Raw genomic sequence first — 25,062 nt, 5'->3', positions numbered from 1 at the left:
GGCTGTGTCCACCCCACCTCGAGGGCGCCCTGATGCTGCCTGGCATGGAAGTGCTTGCGTGCCCGGAGATGGCCGTCTCGATGGACGTGATGAAACACGTCATCAATGTTGAATCTTCCCGCAATCCCTACGCCATCGGCGTGGTCGGGGGGGCCTTGGTGCGCCAGCCCAGGCAGCTGGAGGAAGCCCTGTCGACCGTGCGCATGCTGGAGGAGAAGGGCTACAACTTCTCGATCGGACTGGCCCAGGTCAACCGCTACAACCTGGCCAAGTACGGCCTGGATTCCTACGAGAAGGCATTCCAGCAATGCCCGAACCTGGTGGCCGGCTCGCGGATTCTCGCCGAATGCTACAAGCGGTCCGGTGGCGACTGGGGCAAGTCGTTCAGCTGCTACTACTCCGGCAACTTCACCACCGGCTTCCGCCACGGGTACGTGCAGAAGGTGTTCGACTCGATCCAGCGCGGGCAGCAACTGGCCTCGGCTGGCGGCGTCCCGCCGATCGACGTGGTCAGCCGCGACAGCCGCCGTACCGTCAAGGTCGAGCATCACCCGCAGCAGGTCTCGCCGGCACAGTCGCGCATCGTTGCCCAGGCCGATGGGCCACTGTATGCGCCCCAGCCGCCGGTTGATCCAGCGCGGGCGTATGTGGTGTATCCCTCGACCAGCGCCATGGCACGTGGCGCGCTGGTCAATCTTGCCGACCAGGCCCTGTCGCGGGTGGTCCTGGGCGCGGTGGACCGCGCCGGTACGGCAGCCCCGGCCCAGCAGGCCGCTTCACCGTATGCGCAGTACCCGCAGGATGTGCAGGAGGCGTTGAGCCAAGCCGGTGCACCGCCGATACCGCAGGTGCCTGCGGGGAGCGCCGCGCAACAGGCTGGGCAGCCGGTAATGCTGCGGCCATGGAATGAACGCAGCACGCCGGCTGCCTTGCCCAGCCAGAACGGTGAAGCAACCAGGCAGCCGGAGCAACAGATTCCCGCAGGGGATGCGGCCTTCGTTTTCTGACGAAGTCGTGGCGTGGCCAGGCCCTCGACTGGTCAATTGAGTTATGTACGTTCAACTACAAGGAAACCCACCCATGAAGCGCTCCAATCTCGACCTCGTCCACGCCCAGCGTCTGCTCAAGTCCGCCTCAATGGCCGTGCTGTTCGTCGGCGCGGTGTTCGTGCCGGAAGTAATGGCCCAGGGCACGCCCAACTTCGGCGGCACCGATGACAAGGTGTGCGGCTTCTTCAGCAACATCAATGGTCTGCTGAACATCGCGTCGATCGCCGTGGTGACCATCGCGGTTATCTTCGCGGGCTATCAGATCGCGTTCGCCCATAAGCGCATTGCCGACGTTGCTCCGATCCTGATCGGTGGCCTGCTGATCGGTGCGGCCGGCCAGATCGCCAAGATGCTGCTCGGCGACAGCTCCAGCAGCAGCTGCGGCGGCACCACCACCGTGATGATCGAGCAGGCGCTGCTGTACTACAGTGCATAAGAACGTCGTCTTCCGGGGTTGCACGCGCCCAGCGATGTTTCTGGGCGTCCCCTACATGCCGTTTTTCCTCGTGATCGGCGGCTTGTTCCTGTTGAGCGTCTACACGAACTTCTGGTACCTGCTGTCCATTCCGGTCGCGATCTTCATCATGCGGAACATGGCCAAGCGCGATGAGATGATTTTCCGGCTGCTTGGTCTGCGCCTGCATTTCAAGTTGAAGGCGCGCAACGTGCAGGACCACGATGGCATGTGGGTGTTCAGCCCCAATCACTACCGTACCAAGCCGGCGCCCAAGGATTGAGGCGCCGGATCATCCCGGGCAGGCAGCCGCCTGCCCGGTTTGTCCTGGAAATGTCGCAGTACCCTCTACGGAAGCAGTCCCATGTTCAGCCCCGACACCTCCATCGCAGAGTTCATCCCGCTGTCATCGCACGTCTCGGCGAACGTGGTCAAAACCACGGGCGGTGATTACCTGTTGACCTGGCATCTGGAAGGTCTGCCCTTTGTCGGGCGCGAAGAATGGGAGCTGGAACACAAGCACAACACCTTCAACCGCCTGCTGCAGACGCTGCGCGCACCGGATTTCGTCAACGTGGCCTTCTGGGTCCATGACCTGCGCCGCCGTCGCACGTTGAAGAGTCGCAGCTCGTTCAAGCAGACGTTCAACCAGGACGTGTCCGACCAGTACATGGGGATGCTGTCCTCGCAGCGGATCATGCAGAACGAGCTGTACCTGACCATGATCTACCGCCCGGTGGTGGGGGGTAAGCGTTTCGTCGAGAAATCCGCCAATGTCTCCAAGCTGCAGGCCGAGCAGGAGCAGGCCATCGACAAGCTGATGGAACTGGCCGGCAACGTGGAAGCGGTCATCCGCGACTACGCACCGTATCGCCTCGGCATGTATGAGGCCAAGAATGGCATCGTGTTCTCCGAGACCCTGGAATTCTTCGGTTATCTGATCAACCGCATCGACGAGCCGGTCCCCGTGCTCTCTGCGCCGATCAAGGATTACCTCCCGGTCAGCCGCCACATGTTCTCGGCCAAGACCGGCGATTTCGTGGTCGCCACACCCAACGGCGTCAATCACTTCGGTGCCATCCTCAATATCAAGGAATACGCTGAAGGAACCTATCCGGGCATCCTCAACGGCCTGAAGTATCTTGATTTCGAGTATGTGTCCACCCATTCGTTCAGCCCGATGGGCCGCCAGGACGCGCTCAAGGTGCTGGACCGCACCAAGGGCATGATGATCTCTTCCGGTGACAAGGCGGTCAGTCAGATCATCGAGCTGGACCAGGCCATGGACCAATTGTCCTCGGGCAACTTCGTGCTGGGCGAGTACCACTACACCATCGCCGTGTACGGCGACAGCCAGGCCAAGCTCTCGCAGAACGTAGCGGCCACGCGTGCAGAACTCTCCAACGCCGGGTTCATCTCGGTCAAGGAAGACCTGGCCGTCACCTCGTCGTTCTATGCGCAGATTCCCGGCAACTGGCGCTACCGGACGCGCTTGGCCAATCTGAGTTCACTGAATTTCCTGGGCCTGTCGCCGCTGCACAACTTCGCTACCGGCAAACAGCACAACAACCCGTGGGGCGACTGCGTGACCACCCTGCAGACCACCAACGGGCAGCCGTACTACTTCAATTTCCACGCCACCCACCCGTCGGAAAACTCGCTGGGTGAGAAGGCGATCGCCAACACCATGGTGATCGGCAAGTCCGGTACCGGTAAGACCGCGTTGATCAACTTCCTGCTCAGCCAGGTGCAGAAGTACGACCCATCGCCGACCATCTTCTTCTTCGACAAGGACCGCGGTGCGGAGATCTTCGTGCGTGCCTGCGGGGGCAACTATCTGGCGCTGGAGAATGGCGCGGCCACCGGCTTCAACCCGTTCCAGTGCGAACGCAACGAAGCCAACGTGCAGTTCCTGTCCGACCTGATCAAGGTGCTGGCCGGCAAGCGCGAGTACAGCTCGCGCGAGGAAGAGGACATCTTCCGCGGCGTGGAGAACATGCTCGACACCCCGATGCACCTGCGCAGCATGACCAACTTCCAGAAAAGCCTGCCCAACATGGGCGACGACGGCCTGTACGCGCGCATGCGCCGCTGGACCTCGGGGAACTCGCTGGGCTGGGTGTTCGACAACCCGGTCGATACCATCGACCTGAGCCGGGCCAATATCATCGGCTTCGACTACACCGACATCATCGACAACCCCGAAGTGCGGGTGCCGGTGATCAACTACCTGCTGCACAAGCTGGAATCGCTGATCGACGGGCGGCGCCTGATCTACGTGATGGACGAGTTCTGGAAGATCCTGGACGGCGAGGGTGGCCTGAAAGAGTTCGCCAAGAACAAGCAGAAGACCATTCGTAAACAGAACGGCATGGGCATTTTCGCCACCCAGAGCCCGGAAGACGCGCTCAAGAGCGATATCTCCGCCGCGCTGATCGAGCAGACCGCCACCCTGATCCTGCTGCCCAATCCCAATGCCAGCAAGAGCGATTACATGGATGGTCTGAAGCTGACCGAGGCCGAGTTCCGCGTGGTGACCGCGCTGGACGAACGCTCGCGATGCTTCCTGGTCAAGCAGGGGCATGCATCGAGCGTGTGCCAGCTCAACCTGCGTGGCATGGATGACATCCTGTCGGTGATTTCGGCATCCACCGATAACATCGACATCATGCACCGGGTGCTGTCCGATGCGGCAGCGCGTGAGAAGGTGCTCGAGTCAGAGTTGACGCCGGAGCAATGGCTCAGCGAGTTCTACCGCAGGCGGAAAGGCTCGGGAAAACCGGCCCCGGGCAGCCAGGAGGCAGCCGCATGAAAACGATCGTTGAGCTGAAGGAATATCGCCGTTCGAATTCGATGGAGAAGACAATGGATACTGCAAAGCGAGCCCAAAAGCCCCGAGCCATGTACGCGCGTGCGCGCGCGACCTTGCTGAGCGTTTCGTGCGCGGCCATGCTGGCCGCCCCGGTGCAGGCCTATACGCTGCCCGTTGTCGAGGTCGGCGCCAACCTGTTCAACCTGACCTACACGCAGGTCAATACGCTGTACTCGCAGATGGAGTCAGCTGCTGAATACGGCACCCAGGCCTGGCGCTTCACCAAGACGCTGGCCAACTGGGCGCAGAAGATGGCACGGTTCCAGCAGATCATCGCATCGCCTCTGATGCCCGTTACTCCTACTCTCAAGCCCGTTCCCATCGACTTCAATGTCGCCGAGAAGTGCGGGACCTCCAGCATGTTCAGTTTCCAAGGGGTGATGCAGGCACTGGATATCGGCTCGTTCTCCCCGCAGGGGGACATCCGCGCGCAGCAGCGCACCATCTGCAGCATGATCCAGGTCATCGAGAATCAGAAGTACAACGAGACCGTCAAGGTCCTGCAGGAGAGCCTGCCCAACATGAATCAGGTGCTCAACAAGATCGCCGAGATCCGTGCCCTGACCAGCTTTGAGGACGAGGGCCCGATGAACGAGGTGCTGAGCAATACGACCCTGTCTATCGCCAAGTCGACTGCCGCCATTGACCAATGGGAGCAGCAGATGGGCCTGTACGACAAACACATCGACATTCTCACCCGGCAGCAGCGGATGCTGGCCGAGCGGGTTCTCAGGGGCAGCAAGGCCCCCAACATACTGGGCACTGCGGTGAAGACGGCCGCGCTGAAAGCGGCGCTGTCCAACTGATCACGGACACCGTTGAACGCGGGCCGACACAATATTGGGTGAGATTATGACTCTAGGGATGGTGCACGCCATGTTCGGCCACGGGCCGCTTCAATGGCTCCAGGACCTGCAGGCGCAGGCGTCGGTCGGCGATTTCTTCTTTTTCAGGCTGATCCTGGATTACCTTCACAAGGAGATTGCAGAGTTCGGCATCAAGTTGCTCGGCCGCATGATGAAGTGGGTCGGTGCGATCGCGCTGATCCTGATGACGCTGTGGGTGCTCATCCAGGGCTTCCGCATCGCCACCGGCCAGAGCCGCGACTCGATGATGGTGCTGGTCACCAACATGGCCCGCGCCGCGTTGATCGTGTCGGTGGCTACGAGCATGGCCATGTTCGGCGAAGACCTTCATGGCTTCCTGATCAATGACGTGAAGAACGAGATCAGCTACGTCATTACGGGCAAGGACGAATCGCCAGAGGACCTGATCGACAAGAATCTGGGCTATATGCAGATTGCATTGTCGGCGGTCGATGCGCTGGATGTGATGGGCGATGTGACCCTGGACAGCGCAAAAACCCGCGCCATGTGGTTTGTCGGCCTGGGTACCGGGGGGCCGGCCGTAACCGCCGGCTCGATGCTGCTGTTGTACGAGGTGGCGTTGGCCTTGTTCATCGGCTTTGGCCCTCTGTTCATCCTCTGCCTGCTATTTGATCAGACCAAGCAGCTCTTCCAGAAATGGTTGTTGTACGGGATAGGAACGATGTTCTCTATGGCGGTACTGGCAGTGATGACCACAATCGCGATGAAGATGGTTGCCAAAGTGGCGGGGGCCTTCTGGGCCAGTGCCGCATTGGGCAAGCTGATCGGTCAGGACTTCTCCGATGGCGTGACCAGTATGGCGTTGCAGCAGGGCGGCATGGGTCTCATCCTGACCACGCTGATCCTGACCGCCCCGCCGATGGCCGCCATGTTCTTCCAGGGCACGCTGGGCAGCTTCATGGCGTACTCGCAGATTGGTGGTTCGGGCGTTGGAGCACAGCCGGGCCCGCAGGGGCAGCCGCCGGGTGCGGCGGGGTCTTATACGCCGCCAGCGCCACAGAATACCAATAGTCGTGAAGTAGAGTCCTTTGCGGCACCTCGGATGTCTGGTGGCAACTCGCCGGTTTCATCCCAAGGGTCGGGCTCTCGCGGCCTGGCTGCATCTGAATGATCGGATGGCTGAATAGTGAAGACCGATTTTTCTAACAGTTGCGTTTCAGGAGGTTGGAACATGTACCGCATTCTTTCTGCAATGTTCTTGCTGGCCCTATCAATGGTATTGCCAGCGAACCTCCGAGCGGAAGGTGCGTGCCCACCGGGCTTCTATCCGATTGGGGGGCAGGGTGTACAGGGCTGTGCGCCTATTCCCGGCTCATCTTCCTCTAGTCAAGGCTCTGCCAGCATTCCGACTCCCCCCAGTCCAACTGGACGCTGGCATGATGCCTGGGGGGCAGTTGCAGGTTCAGATTCGACATCATGGGTTGGGTCGGCGACTGATCAAGCCTCGAAGACTCGGGCGGAGAAGATTGCGCTTGAAAAATGTGCGGAAGAAGGTGCAACGGATTGTTCGGTTTTGATGTCTTACTACAATCAGTGTTTTGTTTGGGTGGTTCCGCGCACAAAGGCTAGAGGAGCTCGAAGTGGGATGGGGACCGGTCAGACGTTGAAGATTGCGACTCAAGCTGCAAACAGGAAATGCTCTGATCCAGCTGGCGGCGCATGCGAGGTCTTCTATTCAGATTGTGCCGAACCGACATTCGAGAAGTTCTGAGCTGTAGGGTCGGCGATGCAGGTGAAGTAATAGCTGCGTTTGCGCCATCGGCAAAAGAGGAAGCATCGTTGATGTTATCGATCAAGAACATGGCCCGCATCACGTCGCGCTGATCGTGTCGGTGGCCACGAGCATGGCCATGTTCGGCGAAGACCTTCATGGCTTCCTGATCAATGACGTGAAGAACGAGATCAGCTACGTCATTACGGGCAAGGACGAATCGCCGGAGGACCTGATCGACAAGAATCTGGGCTATATGCAGATTGCATTGTCGGCGGTCGATGCGCTGGATGTGATGGGCGATGTGACCCTGGACAGCGCAAAAACTCGCGCGATGTGGTTTGTCGGCCTGGGTACCGGGGGGCCGGCCGTAACCGCCGGCTCGATGCTGCTGTTGTACGAGGTGGCGTTGGCCTTGTTCATCGGCTTTGGCCCTCTGTTCATCCTATGCCTGCTATTTGATCAGACCAAGCAGCTTTTCCAGAAATGGTTGTTGTACGGGATAGGAACGATGTTCTCCATGGCGGTACTGGCAGTGATGACCACAATCGCGATGAAGATGGTTGCCAAAGTGGCGGGGGCCTTCTGGGCCAGTGCCGCACTGGGCAAGCTCATCGGTCAGGACTTCTCCGACGGCGTGACCAGTATGGCGCTGCAGCAGGGCGGCATGGGTCTGATCCTGACCACGCTGATCCTGACCGCCCCGCCGATGGCGGCGATGTTCTTCCAGGGCACGCTGGGCAGCTTCATGGCGTACTCGCAGATTGGTGGCTCGGGCGTTGGAGCACAGCCGCGCCCGCAGGGGCAGCCGCCGGGTGCGGCGGGGTCTTATACGCCGCCTCAGACCACAAATTCTAGTAGAGCAGGGTCTGATGCTCCGGTTGCGATGGGGCAGGATAGTATGCCTCGAAATATTGGTTCTGCTGATAGCAGTCCGGTTACCGGAAAAATGGGCAATGCAAATCGTGATTGAGTTACAGCTCCTGAAAGGGTCTGATCGGTTCATGAGGAAGGGTAGATGAAAAAGTGGATCGTGCTTGCCATTCTGGCGCTTCAGTCAGGAGGGGTTCTGGCCGAGGGAAACTGCCCTCCAGGTTTTTATCCCATTGGTGGGCAGGGTGTCCAAGGTTGTGCGCCAATTCCTCAATCTAGTGCAGGGGGCAAGCAGTCCGCACCTGCCGCTCGGGTGCCATCCGGCGAATGGGAGACACGGTGGGGGGCCGTCGCCGAAGACAGCGGATCCATGACCACGGGCGTCTCTACATCGAGGAAGTCTAAGGAAGAGGCTGTTTCCGCTGCGGTTGGGCAATGCACCAAGATGGGTGGGAAGTCATGCAAGCTTCGAATCGCCTATTTCAATCAATGTGTCGCCATCGCAGACCCAAAGACGGAAAATGTCATGAAAAGAAGCGTAGGGAGATCTTCCGCCAATTCCGCGGCCACAGAGCAGCTCGCGCAGGAGGATGCTCTGAAGCGATGCACAGAGTATGAAGGAGGGCAGAGCTGCAGCATCGTCTACTCGGCATGCAGCCTTTCAGAGTTTCGCCCGTACCGCTAGCGATTGACCGAACAGTTACCGGAGCTTGCGCTCTGAAATTCATGCGTTGGTATCGTCTGTCGTATGAATTTCCGCATAGCATGCGACCCAATCAAGCAGCGTACTGCAGCAGGGCGGCATGACGTTGATCCTGACCACGCTGATCCTGACCGCCCCGCCGATGGCGGCGATGTACTTCCAGGGCACGCTGGGCAGCTTCATGGCGTACTCGCAGATTAGTGGTTCGGGCGTTGGAGCACAGCCTGGCCCGCAGGGGCAGCCGCCGGGTGCGGCGGGGTCCTATACACCGTCGGCGCCCGCTAAGCAAATTGATAGGGCAGATAGTGCTGGTCCTGTCGCTATGCCAAGGTTCTCGCCCGGTTCTGAGCCTGCAAGCTCTCCAACTGGACTCAGGGGTAATGCCCCGTCATCCGGCAACACTTGAGGTTGCAATTCATATGGCAGTCTGTGGAGGAGGCAGTATGTCCCCAAAAATGGCTTTAGTTTTACTATTGGTGGTCGCTTTAGCCAGCGCGAGCCTTGGGGTACGCGCGGAAGGAAACTGCCCGCGCGGCTATTATCCGATAGGGGGGCAAGGAGTTCAGGGGTGCGCACCAATTCCGGGCTCAGGGAATACGTCATCCTCGGCTGCTGCCGTGCCATCAGCTCCTGTTCCAACCGGAGAGTGGATTAAGACATGGGGTGCAATTGCGGCGTCAAAGGCGACGTCGGATGCAGGAGTCTCGACCGCGAAGTTCTCCAGGCAGGACGCGGAGCGTGAGGCGCTAGGGAAATGCGCAGATCGTGGCGCTCGTGATTGTTCAGTCTCTCTTGCATACTTCAATCAGTGTGTGTCCTGGGTAATACCGAGTGGACGGTCCGGCAAAGGACAGTCCGGTATCGGGCGTGGCCCCACACTCGATGTAGCCAAGGAGGCGGCTGCAAAGTCCTGCAAGAATGATGAAGCAGGAAGCTGCGTAGAGGTATATGCAGACTGCACTGAGCCCTACTTCAAGAAGTACTGATTCTTCATCATCTGGATTTGGATGTTTGCTGCCAATTCCGACATGAGCCACTTTATCGCTTCTGTGCTGTTTCTTCTTGCGCTTGGCTTTGCCTAAGCTGCGTATGCTGAGGGAAATTGCCCTTCTGGGTTTTACCCAGTCGGTGGCCAGGGAGTGCAAGGGTGTGCGCCTATTCCAGCGAAGAGAGGAGCTGCGACAAGCGGCCCAGCTCCTGTTGCACCCAGGCCTACGGGGCAGTGGATAAAGACCTGGGGGGCGCTTGCGCAATCTCCAGGGTCTGAGCTGATTGGTGCTGCGAACGGCTTGGAAACCATCGATGCAGCCAAACGTCTCGCAATTGAGCGGTGCAAAGCGAAAAATGCGCCGGAAATGTGGTGATCGGAGGCACACCTCGGCACGGCAGCAATCTCTCAGTCGTTTGTAGGTTGTGCGCCGTGCTTGCGCCAGATGTCGATTCCGGGAGCCTGCAGGTTGCAATGGTCGTTGCCCAAACAACAACAGCCATCCCGTCCCGGCGATGGCTGTTGCGGTCGTGCCGTGGCGCGGCCTCACCCCATCATGGTGCGGCTGTTGCTCTGGACCTGTTCCTGGCTGCGCTCCTGTTCCTGGCGCTGGCTGCTGACCTGTTCTTCCACCTTGCGGCTGCTCTGTTCCAACGGCGTGTTCATGGCCAGCAGGGTGTCGACGGTGACGCGCAGGTGGGCCGGGTCGTTCTGGTTGCCCTGCACAGCAAAGGTGTTGGCCGCGTCGTTGCTCATCAGCACATGATCGATGCGCTTGCCGCCGGCGGCGTGCATCTGCGCAGCCAGGCTGCCGGCGAGCTGGTCGCTGGACTGATCCGGAGTGCGGCCCACGCGGGTGTCCTGGGCGTAGACGCCACGCTGTGCGTCGTTGAACAGGGGATGGCCCGGATGGCGGGCATCGTCCATGCGCAGACTGGTGTGGCTGTTCTGGTGTTTCTCGGCCTCGCGCCGGGCCGGTTCACCTGCCGGCAGCGGGCCGCGCAGGGTGTCGATCAGGTCTACCGCGCCACCGACCGTACCGCGCGAAATGACGGTGGTCGCGGCGCGGCGTTCTCCGATGTCGTCGCGATATTCGTCGATCATTCGGGCATTGGTATTGGCCAGGGTCCTGGCCTGCTCGGAACCCAGCACCGAGCCGCTGTCGAGGAAGTTGCCCAGTTTGTGCGAGCCCAGCGATGCGGCGGCGGCGATCACGGGGCGATCGGGGATCAGCGCGTTGTACCTGCTGTTGCTGAAGCCGGAGGCCTCCAGGGTCTTGATTTCCTGGGGGCTGGCGTAGATGCGGACCTGGCCGTAATGCGGCGATGCGGCGCTGACCGGATCGGCCGCCATGACATGGTTGATCATCCTGTTGCCACCTTCGGGAATCCGGTAGTTCAGGCTGGCCGCGCCGAAGGCATTGAAGGTTTCGCCTTTGAGATCGAAGTGGTGCGCACTGATCTGGGCCAGCGTGCCGCCCAGCGAGTGGCCGGTGACGGTCACTTCCGGGGCGTGCCCAACGTCCTTGCCCTGTTTGATCGCATATTCCATGGCCCTCTCGGTCAGTGCGATCGCATCCTTGGCCTGCAGATTGGTGCGCCCGGTGACCATCGTGCCATCGGTGAGTACGGCATCAAGCAGGATCTGCTCGGTGCCGCGGTGCGATACCACGATCTCATTGGTGTCTACACGCTGGTAGACCGTGCCTTGATAGCCGTTGCGGGTGTTGTTGACATGTTCAAGCACCACGTACCGGTGGCCGTTGAGCGTGACCGGCTCTTCCTCGCCAGGTGCGCGACGTCCTACCGCTCGATCCTTGTACGCGTCATCGGAGATCGCCGCGTAATCCTGGCTGGGAATAGTCATTGTTTGGCCTCTTTGGCGGACAACGAGATCGAGAACAACGCGTCACGCAGTTCCGGCACGAATACGGTGGGATCTTCATTGCCCCTGGCCGGATAGTCTTCGATCGAAGTGATGCCCGATGGACCTTCCACCGGCGAGGCACGCGGATAGTCCCTGGCCGGGTAGTGACGGGTCAGCGTATCGCCCGCAGTGAATCGGTCTGCATCGATGAAGGTCAGAAAACGGGTTTCCTCATGCGCGCCGGTGGCCTTGAGCAGGGCACCCGTACCGCTGAATTTCCACTGGCATACGCCACGCCCGTAGTAGTCCTCGTCCAGCATCCGGTCGAGGTAAACGGTGCCGTGGTACTCATCGTCGGCGACGCGCTTGAGCGCGAGCGGCTCCTGGCTGGTGATGCGCCCGGCGGTGCCGGTTTCCGGGTTGATGCGACCGCACTCTGCTTCGTTGGTGACGTCGTACTGCGCGACGCCTTCGATGCGTTCGAACGGGCCCGGGGCGTTGTGCAGTTTGAGGACCACGTCATAGGCCTGGCGCGGTTGTGGATTGAGCTTGGCGAGACCGCGTCCGCCGTGTTCGACATCGGCCTCAGCGGCGGCGGTGGAAAGGTCTTGGCTCATGGTGTTCTCCGTACGGCTGCAGGCGGTGATCAGAAGGGTGACAAGGCAGATCTTGAGGACACGGTGCACGGCCGGTCTCCGTTTGACAGGGGTGGAAGGCGGGTGGGGCGGTGCGGGGATGCCGCACAGAGCAGGCGGCAACGGGCAGGGAGCCGTTGTGCCAGCGTCGGGGGAATCCGTCTGTCCGGCGATGCCCGCGTACAGGGGGCCCGCGTACAGGGGGGCGGTTCGCATGGCGACATGCGGCGCCGCCGCCGGGGCCGTGCGGATGATCAGGCCGGGCGTGTCGGGAGTCTGCAGGGAGCAGGGGGACATCAAGTCTCCGTTCCATGGTGACGAGGCCCGAGTATAGGGGGGGAGCGAGGCAGGATTTGTTCAGAATGCGCGAAATGCGTCGAAAATTTGACGGCCTTGTTCGCAAGACCGGCATCACCCCGCACGGCAGCCCATCAACGCAAGCAGCAGACTGCGGCGGGCGAAACGGCGCCGGCGAAGGCCAGCACCGGCGCTGACGATCGGCGGACCCTCACGGATACGGCCCGACCCGGAACGGCTGGGGTTCGGGAGACGCCGGCGGCAGGCGATCGCCGTGGACGCGGCTGAGAATCTCGTTGGTCCGCCGTTGTTCGGCCACGATCTGCTTGAGCAGGCCCTTGATCCCGAAGATGGCGAAGGGGACGAAGATCCAGAGCAGTCCGAGCAGCGCCCAGAGAATCCCGACCAACACTGAAAAACCCTGACCCGTTGAGCCCATGAAGTCCGTTCCTTGTTCTTGGCAGAGGGTGCATCCTGCGCCCGTCGGCGAAGCAATCAACGAATCGATCACGACGAGCGGCGTCCGAATGATATCCGCTGCCGCTGTGGGCGCGTTCCGGCGGGCGGAGCAGCGTCCGCTCACGGCCAGTCTCGCTCATTCGTGCGACAATTTCGCTTCAAAGCCACCAGCTGTCGATGGCTGCGCCAGGCCGCATAGGGGTTGTGATGTCTACCAGTACGGGCTTTCCAGCGCTCATCGGCTTTGATCTGCCCGGTCTACCGGTCGGATCGGCGCCGTCGCGGGTGATCGTGACCGCGCTTCTCGATGAAACGCCGCCCAGCGACTGGATGCGCATCCTGCACCGCCAGGCGTGGCCCTCCCTGCGCGTGGACCATGGCGTCGAGCAGATCCGCCTGGTCGGGCAGGGCATCCATTTCGTGGGCATCATCAAGGACGCGCGCGCGTTGTCGGCGGCCGTGCGCGGCCTGTTCAACGAGGTCAACGCCAAGGCGCTGGATCGCCGATTGGCGGCCATGGAGAACCCGCTGGAGGACGGCGGCCCGGGCTCGGCGCCAGTGGCGGAACCGACGGTCTCGACGGATCCACGCCTGGACGATATCGCGGCGCTGCTGGCGATGCCGGCCGTGCCGGGCATCCTGGAGTTGGCCAGTGCGATGACCGGCATGCGCTTCGTCGCGGTGGCGCGGGTGACCGCGGATCGCTGGACGGCCTGCGCCGTGCATGATCGCCTGGATTTCGGCCTGCGGCCGGGCGACGACCTCGTGCTGGAAACCACCATCTGCGATGAGATCCGCGAGCATCGCCATCTGGTCCAGTTCGACCAGGCCAGCACCCATCCGGTGTTCTCCCGCCATCCCACGCCTGCGCTGTACGGATTCGAGAGTTACATCTCGGTGCCGATGTTCCGCCGCGACGGTGGTTTCCACGGCACCCTGTGCGCGCTGGACCCGCAACCGTCCAAGCTCGACGCAGCCACGGTGAAAGCGTTCGAAGTCCTGGCGGGCGTCATCGGCGCGCATCTGGAGGTGCCGGAGGCGGCCGTGGACGCTGGGCAGGACGTGGTCAGCGTGAGCGAGGCGCTGTCGCTGCTGTCGGGCCAGGTCGATGCCCTGGAGGCGGCGAGGCTGCCGGAGCCGTTCCGCGCGGTGACCGCGCGCCTGCGTGTACTGGTCGACGCGCGACAGACTGCGGCGAGCTGATCGCGCCGCAACCGCGATGGGCGTCGCTGTCGCCGTTCAGCCGTTCAGCCGCTCATCCGCCCATTCGACGCGCGCAAAGCGCGCCCGCCACTGGCCCTCCACCTCCACCTGCGCGACGAACATCTCGAACGGGCGGACCCACAGTCCGATGTCCGCGTCCAGCGGCCGGTACAGCACCATCGGTGCGAGCGTTTCGCTGTGGCGCACGACCCCGATCACCTCGTAGTTGCCGCCCTTGAAGTGGCGGTAGTGGCCGGGCGGCAGGATGGGCAACGGGGCGAGATCGGACATGGTCGGCAGTGACTGGGGCGGGCCGCGCATTATCGCCCGTGCTGCAGGCGGCGTCGCGGCGTGGCAGCGTCAGCCCGCATCCGGCAGGGGACCGGCGCGGCAGGCGCTGACCAGCTGCAGCACCGCGTCGGGATGCATCGGGCGGGCGAGGTGATAGCCCTGCGCTTCGTCGCAGCCCCACAGACGCAGCAGGGACAGTTCGGCCTCGTTCTCCACGCCTTCGGCGACCGTGCGGTACCCCAGCTGCCGGGACAGCTTGATGATGGCTTCGACCTTCAGCCGTGCGGTACGCGAACGCGCCAGCCCGGTGACCAGCGTCTGGTCGATCTTGATATGGCTGATCGGCACCTCGCTGAGGTAGCCGAAGTTGCTGTAGCCGCTGCCGAAATCATCGATGGCGATGCGTACGCCGGCGGCGGCCATCTCCCGCAGCTGTGGCAGCGCCGCGGGATGGTGGTTGAGCCACTGCCCCTCGGTGATTTCGATCTCGACCAGGCCGGGTGCCAGCCCATGCGCGTCCAATCGTTCGGACAGCACGCTCCACACACACTGGTCGTCAAAGTCGCGCGGCGAGAGATTGAGCGACAGGCTGAACCCCGGCACGCTCTGCTGCCATTGCGCGGCCTGGGCCAGGGCGTGGTCGATGACCCAGCGGCTGATCGCGGGCATCAGCGCGGTCCGCTCCAGGACCGAAATGAACTCGCCCGGGCTGACCGGACCGAGTAGCGGATGGGTCCAGCGCAGCAGGGCCTCGGCCGAGACCGGCAGCCCGTCGATGAGATTGAATCGGGGTTGGTAGACCAGGCTGAACTGGTGCTGGGCCAGGCCGCGTCCGGCGTCCGAGGCCAGCCGGTAGCGACGGCGCAGCGCATCGTCGCGTTCCTGCGAGTACCAGCACAGGCAGGCGTCGGTCTGCAGGGCGTGATGCATGGCGACCAGACACTTGCGGATCAGATCGGCCGCCTGTTCTGGAACGGCGCGGAAGTCGCAGACCCCGGCGTGGAACTGCGGCGACATCGGAATGCTGCCGGCCATCAGTGGCCGGCGCATGCGTACGCGCAGGCGATCAAGCAGGGCCTCGGTCTGGTCATGCGATTGCTCCGGCAGCAGGAAGGCAAACCGGGTCAGGCCCACGTGGTACACCTGCGCGATATCGCGCAGCACGTCCTGCACGCGCAGCGCCGCCTGGCGGAGCAGGGTTTCCACCGGCTTCATGCCCAGCGCCTGGCCGGCGTCGTTGGCGCTCTGCAGATCGAACACATCCAGCAGCACCGCCGTGAACGCGCGCGCCTCGCCGCCACGGGACAGGGCGTTGAGATCGGCCTGGAACTGCTGCCGGTTGGGCAGGCCGCTGACCTGCTCGCGGCGGCCCAGCGACATCTTCAGTTCCATCTGCGCGATCACCACGCGTGACAGCGTCTGCAGCTGCAGCTGCTCCTCTGCGGACAGCCGGCGCGGCTCGCGGCCCATGATGCACAGCGTGCCGAGCGCGATGCCCGCCTTGGTGATCAATGGGACGCCGGCGTAGAAACGCAGTTGTTCGGGGCCGGTGACCAGCGCGTGGTCGGCAAAGCGCGGGTCGAGGCGCAGGTCGGCGACCTGGAGCACGTCGGCGGCACCCAACGCCAGCGCGCAGATCGAGGCATGCCGTTCGTTACGGGTCAGCGCCAGACCGACGCGCGAGATGATGTGCTGGTGGACGGCATCGAAGATGGACACCAGCGCGATCGGAACCCCGAAGGTAAAGGCCACCAGTTCGGTGATCGGGTCCAGCGCCGTCCCCAACGCAGGGTCCATCACGTTGAGTGCTTCGATCAACGCGATCCGATCCAGATCCTCAGCTCTGTCCTGCATGTACCGCACCCTGTCCCGACTTCACCCTCACTATCCGGGGTGGGTTGCAGCACCGGCGTGAAGCAGGGTCGCCACGGATGAAGCGTTCACGCTGGCGGCGGTGCGCCGGCTCAGCAGGGCGCGACGGGGGACTGCAGCAACGTCACCAGCTGGCGCAGGCGATACGGCTTGGGCAGGAATTCGACATGCTCGGGCAGCGGCGGCAGCTGCGAGCGTGCGTAACCGGAGGCCAGGATGATGCGCGCATTGGGCAGCACGTCGGCAACGTGCTCGCTCAGCTCCACGCCGCTCATGCCGTTGGGCATGCTGATATCGCTGAACACCACATCGAACCCGCCGGGATCCTGCATCAGGCGCAGCGCGGCCGGGCCGTCGTCGGCGGTGTGGATTTCGATGCCGAAGTCCTGCAGCGCCTGGCCGATCAGTTCACGCAGGTCCTGCTGGTCTTCGACCATCAATACGCGTAGGGGCTCAGACATGCTCGACTTCCTCAATGACAGGTAACAACAGGCGGACGGTGGTACCCCGGCCGGGGGCGGTTTGTACGTCGACGAAGCCGTCGCACTGGGAAACGAAGCCGAAGACCTGGCTCAGGCCCAGCCCGCTGCCCTTGCCGATTTCCTTGGTGGTGAAGAACGGCTCGCTGGCGCGCGCGGCGATGTCCGGGGGCATGCCATTGCCCTGGTCGGTCACCGCGATGGCGACATAGTTGCGGCGCATGGGCTGGGACAGATCCGGTGCCAGTCGCTGTTCGACCTCGGCCGTGATCGTGACCGTGCCGCCCTGGGGCATCGCTTCGCCACTATTGAGCACCAGATTCAACACGGCGCTGTGCAACTGTACGCCATCGGTGACGATCGGGGGCAGATCCGGGTTCACATCGAGGTGGACCTCGATGCCGGTCGGGCAGGCGCGACGCAGCACGGGCAGGGCATCGCGCAGGAAATCCTGCACCACCACCGGTTCGCGCACCAGGGTCTGATCCGCGGAGAACGCGAGCAGCTGGCGGGTCAGCAGCGAGCCGCGGTCGGCAGCGGCCTGGGCGAGGTCCACCAGCTCCTGGGTGCGCCCGTCGGCGCCGGGGCGCAGGGCGATCAGGTCCAGCGCGTTGCCGATGGTGGTCAGCAGGTTGTTGAATTCATGGGCCAGGCCCCGGGTCAGCCGGCCGACATTGTCCAGCTGGCGCTGCTGCACGTGCGCGCGCTGCGCATCCTGCAGCAGGCGCTGGGCCTGGTAGCGCTCGGTGACATCCTGGGTGACCTTGACGAAGCCCAGCAGGCAGCCATCCTCGCGGACCGGCTCGATCACTTCGCCGGCCCGGAACCGCTCGCCGTTGCGGCGCACGCGCCAGCCTTCGCCGACGAAGCGGCCATGGTCGCGGGCGTATTCCAGCGCCTGCTGGGGCACGCCCAGCTGCTGGTCTTCGGGGGTATAGAACAGGCCGACGTACTTGCCGATCACCGCTTCGGCGTCATAGCCCTTGACCCGTTCACAGCCGCGGTTCCAGCTGCAGATGCTGCCCTGCGTATCCAGCAGATAGATCGCGTGATCGCTCACGTTGTCGATCAACAGCTTCAGCTGCCGGCTTTCGTCGGCGAGCGGTGCAACGCTGGATACGGCCTGGACCACGACGGTTATCGACTCCCCCGATAAGGGACCGAACCGTAGGGGCCATGGTGTGAAGAAAGTGTCAAGAACGTGCGCCAAACGCGCTGACTTCTGGCGCTTAACAGCCGTTTACCGCTTCGGGTACCATCAGCCCCCTTTTACGCTGGAACATGGCATGAATTCTGCGCCTACCGCCCGTGACCGCTGGATCTGGCTTGCGTCGGCCGCCTTGATGGCGGCCACGCTGGGCACGGAAATGGTGGTGCCGCTGGGCTATGCGGTCTGGCTGACCTACTTCATGGCGGTGGGCATCACGCTGTTCCAGCGCCGCATGGAAGTGCCCCTGCTGGTGGCGATCGGGTCCTGCATCCTGTTGGCGGTCGGCTACAACGTTGCGCCGGCCAGCAGCAATTCGGCGTTTTCCTTCGTCAACCGCAGCATCGGCGGCGTCGCCTTCCTGATGATGGCGCTGACCGTGATGAAGGCCATCGGCGCCCGCCGTGAAGCGGCCGACGCGCTGTGGCTGCAGGCCGGCGAGAACGTGGTCGGCACCAGCCTGCAAGGGGATCCCACCCCGCGTGAACTGGCCGAAGCGGCCATGCGCGCGCTGTGCGCGCAGCTCAATGCCGATGTCGGCGCGATGTACCGCCTGCAGGGCGAGCGGCTGGTGCTGGTCGGTGGCGCCGCGCTGCCGTCGCAGCTGCCGGAGACGCTGCCGGCGAATGCAGGGCAATGGGGCGAGATCATCCGTGAGGGCCGTGCCCGTCGGCTGGAGGACAGCGACAGCCCGCTGGATATCGACACGCCGCTGGGCCGCACCACCGTGCACCAGCGCCTGCTGGGACCGATCACCGCCGATGGCGTGGTGATCGGCGTGATCGAGCTGGGCCGTGCCGGCGTATCGCCCGCACGCGGCCTGGAGATGGCGCTGCTGCTGCAGTGCGCCGAGCCGATCGGCATCGCGCTGCGCGCGTCGCTGCTCAATGCCCAGCTGGTGGAACTGCTGGAGGAAACCCAGCGCCAGAGCGAAGAGCTGCAGACCCAGCAGGAAGAGCTGCGCGTGGCCAACGAGGAACTGGAGGAGCAGAGCCGCAGCCTGCTGCATTCCCAGGCCAACCTGGAGCAGCAGCAGGCCGAGCTGGAGCAGACCAATGTGCAGCTTGAAGAGCGCACCCACGAGCTGGAGTCGCGCCAGCAGGCCCTGCTCCTGGCGCAGGCGCAGCTGGTGCAGAACAGCAACGAGCTGGAGGCCAGCTCGCGCTACAAGTCCGAATTCCTGGCCAACATGTCCCACGAGCTGCGTACGCCGCTCAACAGCGCGCTGATCCTGGCCAAGCTGCTGGCCGACAACAAGGACGGCACGCTGACCGCCGAGCAGGTCAAGTACGCCCAGGCGATCCACTCCTCCAACAACGACCTGCTGGCGCTCATCAACGACATCCTGGACCTGTCGCGGATTGAAGCCGGCCACGTCGAGCTGGTCGAGGAGAACCTGGCCGTCTCCAGCGTGCTGCAGCGGTTGAAGGAAACCTTCGAGCCGATGGCGGTGCAGAAGGGCCTGAGCCTGGAGATCAGCGCCGCGCCGGATGCGCCGACCCAGCTGCTGGCCGACAGCCAGCGCCTGCAGCAGATCCTCAAGAACCTGCTGGCCAACGCGGTCAAGTTCACCGAGCACGGCAGCGTGTCGCTGAAGGTGCGCAGTGCCGGGGCAGGGCGGATCCAGTTCGCCGTGTCCGATACCGGCATCGGGATTCCCGAAGAGCAGACCGCGGTGATCTTCGAAGCGTTCCGCCAGGCCGATGGCAGTACCCGCCGCCGTTATGGTGGCACCGGGCTGGGCCTGTCGATCTCGCGCGATCTGGCCGCCCGCATGGGCGGCAGCATCTCCGTTTCCAGCGAGCCGGGCCGCGGCAGCTGCTTCACCCTCGAACTGCCGCTGCTGGCTGGCGGCGGCACCGGCAGTGCCCAGCACGTCGTGCATGACGTCCGCCCGGCGGCCGTCGCGGCCCCGTCGCTGCCCGCCGCCGCGCCGCTCGGCCGTGCGCATGCCGGGTCGACGCCGGCCCCGACGCCGGCGGCAAAGGTGATCGATGACCGCGGCCGTCGCAGTCGCGCGGGCCGGATGATCCTGGTGGTCGAAGACGATGCGACCTTCGCCAGCGCGCTGGTGTCGATGGCGCATGAACTGGACTTCGACTGCGTGGTCGCCGGCACGGCCGAGGAGGCGCTGGCCCTGGCGACCGAACTGCGGCCCAACGGCATCCTGCTCGATATCGGCCTGCCCGACGTCTCCGGGCTCAGCGTTCTGGAGCGCCTCAAGCGCGACCCGGCCACGCGCCACATCCCCGTGCACGTGGTGTCCGGGCTGGAGCGCTCGCAGGTAGCGATGGAGCTGGGTGCGATCGGCTATGTGATCAAGCCGGCCACGCGCGAGCGCCTGGTCGGGGCGATCCAGCAGCTGGAGGCCACCAGCCAGCGCGACATGCGCCGCCTGCTGATCGTCGAGGACGACAGTGAGCTGCGCTCCAACCTGCAGCTGCTGCTCGGCCGCGACCAGCTGGAGATCACCGCGGTGGGCACCATCACCGAGGCGATGGCGGAGCTGGCCGGATCGACCTTCGACTGCATGGTCACCGACCTGGCGCTGCCCGACGGCACCGGCTACGACCTGCTCGAGCGCATGGCCGGCAACGAGGCCGTGGCGTTCCCGCCGGTGATCGTCTACACCGGCCGCGCGCTGACCCGCGATGAGGAGCAGCGCCTGCGCCGCTATTCCAAGAGCATCATCATCAAGGGCGCGCGCTCGCCCGAGCGCCTGCTCGATGAAGTAACCCTGTTCCTGCACAGTGTCGAGGCCTCGCTGCCGACCGACCAGCAGCGCCTGCTGCGCGAGGCGCGCCGCCGCGATGCGGTGCTCGATGGCCGCACCGTGCTGCTGGCCGAGGACGACGTGCGCAACATCTTCGCGCTGTCCAGCGTGCTCGAGCCGCTCGGTGTCACCCTGGACATCGCCCGCAACGGTCGCGAGGCGCTGGAGAAGCTGCGCCCGGAGATCGACCTGGTGCTGATGGACATCATGATGCCGGAGATGGACGGGCTGACCGCCATGCGCGAGATCCGCGCGGACAACCGCTGGCGCGACCTGCCGATCATCGCGCTGACCGCCAAGGCGATGCCCGATGACCGCGAGCATTGCCTGCAGGCCGGTGCCAACGACTACATCGCCAAGCCGATCGACGTGGACAAGCTGGTCTCGCTGTGCCGTGTGTGGTGCTCGCGCCGATGAATGAAACGGAGTTGTTCGACCTGGAGTTGAAGCTGTTGCTGGAGGCGGTCTACCAGCGCTACCACTACGACTTCCGTGACTACGCACTGGCGTCGCTGCGGCGGCGGATGCGGCATGCCATGGCGCGCTTCGACTGCCCGACCATGGGCGCGCTGCAGCACCGGCTGCTGCACGAGCCGGACACGTTCGCCCAGGCGATGCAGTACTTCACCGTGCAGGTCTCGGAGATGTTCCGCGACCCGCCGTATTTCCGGGTGCTGCGCGAGCATGCGGTACCGGTGCTGCGCACGTATCCGTCGATCAAACTGTGGATCGCCGGCTGCAGCACCGGCGAAGAGGTCTGGTCGCTGGCGATCCTGCTGCATGAGGAAGGCCTGCTTGACCGCGCGATCATCTACGCCACCGACATCAATCCCGAAGCGCTCCAGGCGGCCGAGTCCGGCGCTTTCGCGCTGGATCGTCTTGCGCAGTTCAGCCGCAATTATCTGGCCGCCGGCGGCACCGGATCGCTCTCCGACTACTACAGCAGCGGCTACGGCAGCGTGGTGTTCGACCGTCGCCTGAAGCGCAACATCGTGTTCGCCGACCACAGTCTGGCGACCGATACCGTGTTCTCGGAAGTGCACCTGGTGTCCTGCCGCAACGTGCTCATCTATTTCCAGCGGCCGTTGCAGGACCGTGCCATCGGCCTGTTCCATGAGGCGCTGGTGCACCGGGGCTTCCTCGGCCTGGGCAGCAAGGAGTCGCTGCAGTTCGGCGCGCACGCGGACCTGTTCGAAGCCTGTGCGCGCGAACAGCGTCTCTACCGGAAGCTGGCCTGATGAGCGCGGCATCGCAACGCAGCCGGTTCGACCTGGTGGTCGTCGGTGCGTCGGCCGGCGGCGTCAGTGCGCTGCAGGCCCTGCTGTCATCGCTGCCGTCGGCGCTGGCGCTGCCGGTGCTGGTGGTGCTGCATCTGCCGCGCGACCGTCCCAGCCGCATCGCCGACCTGCTCGACGCCGGCTGCCCGCTGCCGGTGCGCGAAGCCGAGGACAAACAGCCTCTGCAGCCCGGCACGGTGACGTTCGCGCCGCCGGACTACCACCTGCTGGTCGAGGACCGTGCCACGCTGGCGCTGTCGGTCGATCCGCCGGTGCTGTTCTCCCGCCCCGCGATCGATCCCCTGTTCGAAAGCGCTGCCGATGTGTTCGGTGATGGCGTGCTGGCGATCCTGCTGACCGGGGCCAGTACCGACGGCAGTGACGGTGTTGCCGCCGTGCGCCACGCCGGTGGCGAAGCCTGGATCCAATGCCCTGAGGAGGCCTATTCCTCGATGATGCCCGCTTCGGCCCTGGCGCACGCCGGTGCCGATGCGGTACTCCCGCTCACCTCCATCTGCACGCGTATGAAAGGTCTTACCCGATGAACCTGATCGAGCCCGCCGGGTCGACTGCCACCACCGATTGCGTGAAGCTGCTGATTGTCGATGACATTCCGCAGAACCTGGTCGCGATGGAAGCGCTGCTGCGTCGCCCGGGCCTGGAGATTCTGTGCGCGCCCTCCGGCGCCGAGGCGCTGGAACTGCTGCTCGAGCATGAGGTGGCGCTGGCGCTTCTGGACGTGCACATGCCGGAGATCGATGGCTTTTCGCTCGCCGAACTGATGCGCGGCTCGCAGCGCAGCCGCGATGTGCCGATCATCTTCCTGACCGCCTCGCCGAACGACCCCGTGCGCGCGTTCAAGGGCTACGAAACCGGGGCGGTCGATTTCCTGCACAAGCCGATCGAGCCGCAGGTGATCATGAGCAAGGTCAATGTGTTCATCGAGCTCTACCAGCAGAAGCAGCTGCTCAAGACGCGCAACGAGGCGCTGGAGCATGCGCTCACGCTCAACGAAACGATGATGGCGGTGCTCACGCACGATCTGCGCACGCCGCTGGCCTCGATCCTGCTGTGCGCCGACAAGCTGGCGCTCGACCTGCCCGACGACAGCCAGGTCCAGCGCACGCTCGGCCACCTGGAGAACAGTGCCCAGCGCATGGCCCGGATGGTGGAACAGTTGCTGGACTTCTCGAAGATCCGTACCGGCGGGTTGCGCCTGTACAGCACCGAGTGCGATCTGGCCGACGTGGCCGCAACGGTCGTGGCCGAGATCGGGCGTGCGCATCCTCAGGCGCGCATCGAGCTGCAGGTCCAGGGCGATGCCCACCTGCAGGGCGATCCGGATCGGCTGGCGCAGTTGTTGTCCAACCTGATCGGCAATGCGGTGCTGCATGGCGGCGATGCACCCGTGCTGGTTCGCCTGGAGGGTGAGCGCAGCGCGCCGCTGCGTCTGCAGGTGCGCAATGCCGGCCAGATTCCCGAGGCGTTGCTGCCGCGTCTGTTCGAACCGTTCAAAGCCAGTTTCCACGACAGCCGCGGGTTGGGGCTGGGGTTGTTCATCGCCAGCGAGTTCGCGCGCGCGCATGGCGGCACGCTGGTGGCCGCGAACCAGGACGGCACGGTCCTGTTTGAAACCCTGCTGCAGCGCAGGCCGCGCTGATCGCGGCGGAACCATCCCGGCAGTGTGCCGGGATGGTCGAGTGCTTGTTTACAGCGGATCGCAGCAGAGGCGCACGCCGTGCCCGCCATAGGTGCAGCTCGGCTGCTCTTCACACCCCGCCAACGGCGTGGGCTGGCTGGAGGTGGCCACCGCCTGGCTGGAGGCGAACGCCAGTGCACAGATCAGGGTAATGCCACCGAAGGCCGACAGCAGTTTTTTGGATGTCATGGTTACTCTCTCCTTGAGGGGATGATGCGGGTGGTCGAGCGTGTGGATGCGGCGGGGGTGTTACACCGGCTGGCAGCAGCGGATCTCGCTATGCCCGCCATAGGTGCAGCCAGGCTTGTAGGGGCAACCCTCCAGCTGTTTCGGTTGGCTGGAGGTTGCCACCGCCTGGCTCGAAGCAAACGCCAAGGCGCAGACAACAGCGATACCGCCAAAGACCGAGACGAATTTCTTGGACTTCATGGTGTTTCTCCTGTTGTGGATCATGCGGATGCAACGGGTGGTGCGCGAGGCGGTTTACCGGGCCGGCGGATCCGTCAGCGGGCAGCAGGTGCCGTCCGGATTGGCGCCGTAGTCGCAGTGCGGCGCGGCTTTGCAGCCGGACAACGCCGCGGGCGTGGCTGAGGTGGCGAAGGCCTGGGCGGAAGCGAAGGCGAGCATGCCGGCGACGGCGAGGCCGCCAAGCAGGGACAGCGTGTGTTTCGACGTCATCGTTCAACTCCTCGGAATGGGAAGGAAAGCCGACGAACTGTCGATCCGCCCCGTGAGCCGGTGCGGACAGACCTTGGGTGCGCCGCCGGGCAGCGGCGTCAGAGGGCCATCAGCCTGCCGGGGCGGGCACTGCACTGCGCGCAGCGTGCACCACGAAGGCGCCGGTGATGGCATTGACCGAGCTGTCCTTGAGCTGGCCGACATGGCGATAGATCACCTTGCCGTCCTGGATGACCACCACCATCGGCACCATGGTCGCGGTGTAGCGCTGCCGGATCCGGTCATCGGTATCGTTGACGACCGGGAAGTCGAACCCATGCTGGCGTGCGTAGTCCGCAGCGGTTTCATGGGGCGGCAGGCTGACACCGAGCATCTCGAAGGCGCGGTTGCCATTGTTCCGGCCGGCGGCGTCCAGCGCCTGGATCTGCGGCACCGAGGCCAGGCAGTACCTGCAGGCCGGGGAGAAGAAATACAGGACCTGGCGGCCGCTGGCCGGGCCGGCGAGGGTGACCGCCTGGCCGTCCAGTGCGGTGGTGTCCAGTGCTTCAGGCTGCGCGCCTTCCGGAAGACCGTGGGCGGCCTTGGAGATCTGTTCGACCTTGCTCACCAGCAGTGCCTGCTCCTGGCGGAGCTGCCGGTTCTGCACGGCCAGCGCCGTCATCAGGGCGGCCAATACGATGATCAGAGCGAAGCTGCCGTACTTGCGTAGCGCGGATGCGTCCATGCTGCTCCTTGGCCTTCGGCCGGGTCCATGGCTGAGTAGGTGGGGTATATATCCGGCAACAAAAA

Annotated in this window: 26 protein-coding genes and 1 pseudogene; 15 read left to right on the top strand and 12 right to left on the bottom strand. The window is 64.0% G+C overall.

Features of this window, described 5'->3' with window-relative positions:
* Positions 1–44 precede the first annotated feature (44 nt).
* The 8 genes and pseudogenes from ABE434_RS01585 to ABE434_RS01550 all read left to right on the top strand — a co-directional run bounded on the left by ABE434_RS01585 (position 45) and on the right by ABE434_RS01550 (position 8,531).
* Positions 45–1,007 carry a transglycosylase SLT domain-containing protein gene (locus ABE434_RS01585; protein WP_346477553.1) on the top strand — a complete coding sequence of 321 codons (963 nt, stop codon included), beginning with the start codon at positions 45–47 and terminating at the stop codon, positions 1,005–1,007.
* A gap of 73 nt (positions 1,008–1,080) precedes the next feature.
* A complete protein-coding gene (locus ABE434_RS01580; protein WP_319207055.1) occupies positions 1,081–1,485 on the top strand; it encodes a TrbC/VirB2 family protein in 405 nt (134 codons plus the stop codon).
* Complete coding sequence (locus tag ABE434_RS01575; protein WP_319207057.1) at positions 1,478–1,786, top strand: VirB3 family type IV secretion system protein; 309 nt, start codon at positions 1,478–1,480, stop codon at positions 1,784–1,786. The genes ABE434_RS01580 and ABE434_RS01575 overlap by 8 nt, the downstream gene beginning before the upstream one ends.
* 81 nt (positions 1,787–1,867) lie before the next feature.
* Entirely contained in the window at positions 1,868–4,315 is a 2,448-nt protein-coding gene (locus ABE434_RS01570; RefSeq protein ID WP_346477552.1) for a VirB4 family type IV secretion/conjugal transfer ATPase, read from the top strand.
* A complete protein-coding gene (locus tag ABE434_RS01565) occupies positions 4,312–5,181 on the top strand; it encodes a hypothetical protein (protein ID WP_179458646.1) in 870 nt (289 codons plus the stop codon). Before ABE434_RS01570 ends, ABE434_RS01565 begins: the two co-directional genes overlap by 4 nt.
* A gap of 70 nt (positions 5,182–5,251) precedes the next feature.
* Positions 5,252–6,373 (top strand): type IV secretion system protein, encoded by a 1,122-nt coding sequence (locus ABE434_RS01560; protein ID WP_346477690.1) that lies wholly within the window; start codon positions 5,252–5,254, stop codon positions 6,371–6,373.
* A 671-nt stretch (positions 6,374–7,044) separates the two neighbouring features.
* Positions 7,045–7,946, top strand: a pseudogene (locus ABE434_RS01555) (type IV secretion system protein).
* Positions 7,947–7,991: 45 nt separating this feature from the next.
* Positions 7,992–8,531, top strand: a complete 540-nt coding sequence (locus ABE434_RS01550; RefSeq protein ID WP_346477551.1) for a DUF4189 domain-containing protein — start codon at positions 7,992–7,994, stop codon at positions 8,529–8,531.
* 39 nt (positions 8,532–8,570) lie between these two features.
* Here the strand turns inward: ABE434_RS01550 and ABE434_RS01545 are convergent, their stop codons facing one another.
* Positions 8,571–8,732 carry a hypothetical protein gene (locus ABE434_RS01545; protein WP_346477550.1) on the bottom strand — a complete coding sequence of 54 codons (162 nt, stop codon included), beginning with the start codon at positions 8,730–8,732 and terminating at the stop codon, positions 8,571–8,573.
* Between the two features lie 197 nt (positions 8,733–8,929).
* Here ABE434_RS01545 and ABE434_RS01540 point away from each other — a divergent pair, with 197 nt between their 5' ends.
* Positions 8,930–9,535 carry a DUF4189 domain-containing protein gene (locus ABE434_RS01540; protein WP_346477549.1) on the top strand — a complete coding sequence of 202 codons (606 nt, stop codon included), beginning with the start codon at positions 8,930–8,932 and terminating at the stop codon, positions 9,533–9,535.
* Between the two features lie 548 nt (positions 9,536–10,083).
* Here ABE434_RS01540 and ABE434_RS01535 read toward each other — a convergent pair.
* Positions 10,084–11,403 (bottom strand): XVIPCD domain-containing protein, encoded by a 1,320-nt coding sequence (locus ABE434_RS01535; RefSeq protein WP_346477548.1) that lies wholly within the window; start codon positions 11,401–11,403, stop codon positions 10,084–10,086.
* Complete coding sequence (locus ABE434_RS01530; RefSeq protein WP_346477547.1) at positions 11,400–12,020, bottom strand: hypothetical protein; 621 nt, start codon at positions 12,018–12,020, stop codon at positions 11,400–11,402. Before ABE434_RS01530 ends, ABE434_RS01535 begins: the two co-directional genes overlap by 4 nt.
* A gap of 380 nt (positions 12,021–12,400) precedes the next feature.
* Here ABE434_RS01530 and ABE434_RS01525 point away from each other — a divergent pair, with 380 nt between their 5' ends.
* Positions 12,401–12,532, top strand: coding sequence for a hypothetical protein (locus ABE434_RS01525; protein ID WP_346477546.1), 132 nt, complete (start codon positions 12,401–12,403; stop codon positions 12,530–12,532).
* 14 nt (positions 12,533–12,546) lie between these two features.
* Here the strand turns inward: ABE434_RS01525 and ABE434_RS01520 are convergent, their stop codons facing one another.
* On the bottom strand, positions 12,547–12,846 hold the full coding sequence (locus tag ABE434_RS01520; RefSeq protein WP_346477545.1) for a hypothetical protein: 300 nt from the start codon (positions 12,844–12,846) through the stop codon (positions 12,547–12,549).
* Positions 12,847–13,001: 155 nt separating this feature from the next.
* Between ABE434_RS01520 and ABE434_RS01515 the strand changes: the two genes are divergently transcribed.
* Positions 13,002–13,997, top strand: coding sequence for a GAF domain-containing protein (locus ABE434_RS01515; RefSeq protein ID WP_346477544.1), 996 nt, complete (start codon positions 13,002–13,004; stop codon positions 13,995–13,997).
* A gap of 36 nt (positions 13,998–14,033) precedes the next feature.
* Here the strand turns inward: ABE434_RS01515 and ABE434_RS01510 are convergent, their stop codons facing one another.
* The 4 genes from ABE434_RS01510 to ABE434_RS01495 all read right to left on the bottom strand — a co-directional run bounded on the left by ABE434_RS01510 (position 14,034) and on the right by ABE434_RS01495 (position 17,771).
* Positions 14,034–14,288 carry a DUF1653 domain-containing protein gene (locus ABE434_RS01510; RefSeq protein WP_346477543.1) on the bottom strand — a complete coding sequence of 85 codons (255 nt, stop codon included), beginning with the start codon at positions 14,286–14,288 and terminating at the stop codon, positions 14,034–14,036.
* Between the two features lie 69 nt (positions 14,289–14,357).
* Positions 14,358–16,142 carry a sensor domain-containing phosphodiesterase gene (locus tag ABE434_RS01505; RefSeq protein WP_346477542.1) on the bottom strand — a complete coding sequence of 595 codons (1,785 nt, stop codon included), beginning with the start codon at positions 16,140–16,142 and terminating at the stop codon, positions 14,358–14,360.
* A 110-nt stretch (positions 16,143–16,252) separates the two neighbouring features.
* The gene (locus tag ABE434_RS01500; RefSeq protein WP_121037386.1) at positions 16,253–16,621 is read right to left on the bottom strand and encodes a response regulator; all 369 of its coding nucleotides are present in this window, start codon (positions 16,619–16,621) and stop codon (positions 16,253–16,255) included.
* Positions 16,614–17,771: an ATP-binding protein gene (locus tag ABE434_RS01495; protein WP_346477541.1), complete on the bottom strand. Its 1,158-nt coding sequence runs from the start codon at positions 17,769–17,771 to the stop codon at positions 16,614–16,616. Before ABE434_RS01495 ends, ABE434_RS01500 begins: the two co-directional genes overlap by 8 nt.
* 154 nt (positions 17,772–17,925) lie before the next feature.
* Here ABE434_RS01495 and ABE434_RS01490 point away from each other — a divergent pair, with 154 nt between their 5' ends.
* From ABE434_RS01490 to ABE434_RS01475, 4 genes are read left to right on the top strand one after another with little or no spacing between them, the layout of a single operon-like run.
* The gene (locus tag ABE434_RS01490; RefSeq protein ID WP_346477540.1) at positions 17,926–21,036 is read left to right on the top strand and encodes a response regulator; all 3,111 of its coding nucleotides are present in this window, start codon (positions 17,926–17,928) and stop codon (positions 21,034–21,036) included.
* On the top strand, positions 21,009–21,857 hold the full coding sequence (locus ABE434_RS01485; RefSeq protein ID WP_346477539.1) for a CheR family methyltransferase: 849 nt from the start codon (positions 21,009–21,011) through the stop codon (positions 21,855–21,857). Before ABE434_RS01490 ends, ABE434_RS01485 begins: the two co-directional genes overlap by 28 nt.
* Positions 21,857–22,441, top strand: a complete 585-nt coding sequence (locus ABE434_RS01480) for a chemotaxis protein CheB (RefSeq protein WP_179458656.1) — start codon at positions 21,857–21,859, stop codon at positions 22,439–22,441. The genes ABE434_RS01485 and ABE434_RS01480 overlap by 1 nt, the downstream gene beginning before the upstream one ends.
* Positions 22,438–23,556 carry a hybrid sensor histidine kinase/response regulator gene (locus ABE434_RS01475; RefSeq protein ID WP_346477538.1) on the top strand — a complete coding sequence of 373 codons (1,119 nt, stop codon included), beginning with the start codon at positions 22,438–22,440 and terminating at the stop codon, positions 23,554–23,556. The genes ABE434_RS01480 and ABE434_RS01475 overlap by 4 nt, the downstream gene beginning before the upstream one ends.
* A gap of 48 nt (positions 23,557–23,604) precedes the next feature.
* On the opposite strand, the gene ABE434_RS01470 is transcribed toward ABE434_RS01475, so the two are convergent.
* The 4 genes from ABE434_RS01470 to ABE434_RS01455 form a co-directional block, all read right to left on the bottom strand.
* Positions 23,605–23,784 (bottom strand): hypothetical protein, encoded by a 180-nt coding sequence (locus ABE434_RS01470; RefSeq protein WP_346477537.1) that lies wholly within the window; start codon positions 23,782–23,784, stop codon positions 23,605–23,607.
* Between the two features lie 60 nt (positions 23,785–23,844).
* Positions 23,845–24,024 carry a hypothetical protein gene (locus tag ABE434_RS01465; protein WP_346477536.1) on the bottom strand — a complete coding sequence of 60 codons (180 nt, stop codon included), beginning with the start codon at positions 24,022–24,024 and terminating at the stop codon, positions 23,845–23,847.
* Between the two features lie 54 nt (positions 24,025–24,078).
* Entirely contained in the window at positions 24,079–24,273 is a 195-nt protein-coding gene (locus tag ABE434_RS01460; RefSeq protein ID WP_346477535.1) for a hypothetical protein, read from the bottom strand.
* A gap of 109 nt (positions 24,274–24,382) precedes the next feature.
* Positions 24,383–24,997: a TlpA disulfide reductase family protein gene (locus ABE434_RS01455; RefSeq protein ID WP_346477534.1), complete on the bottom strand. Its 615-nt coding sequence runs from the start codon at positions 24,995–24,997 to the stop codon at positions 24,383–24,385.
* Positions 24,998–25,062 lie beyond the last annotated feature (65 nt).

The sequence above is a fragment of the Stenotrophomonas sp. TWI1183 genome (assembly GCF_039673115.1).
Taxonomy (GTDB): domain Bacteria; phylum Pseudomonadota; class Gammaproteobacteria; order Xanthomonadales; family Xanthomonadaceae; genus Stenotrophomonas; species Stenotrophomonas maltophilia_AA.
The sequence above is the reverse complement of the archived record's forward strand: the minus strand, read 5'-3'. Positions and strand labels throughout refer to the sequence as shown.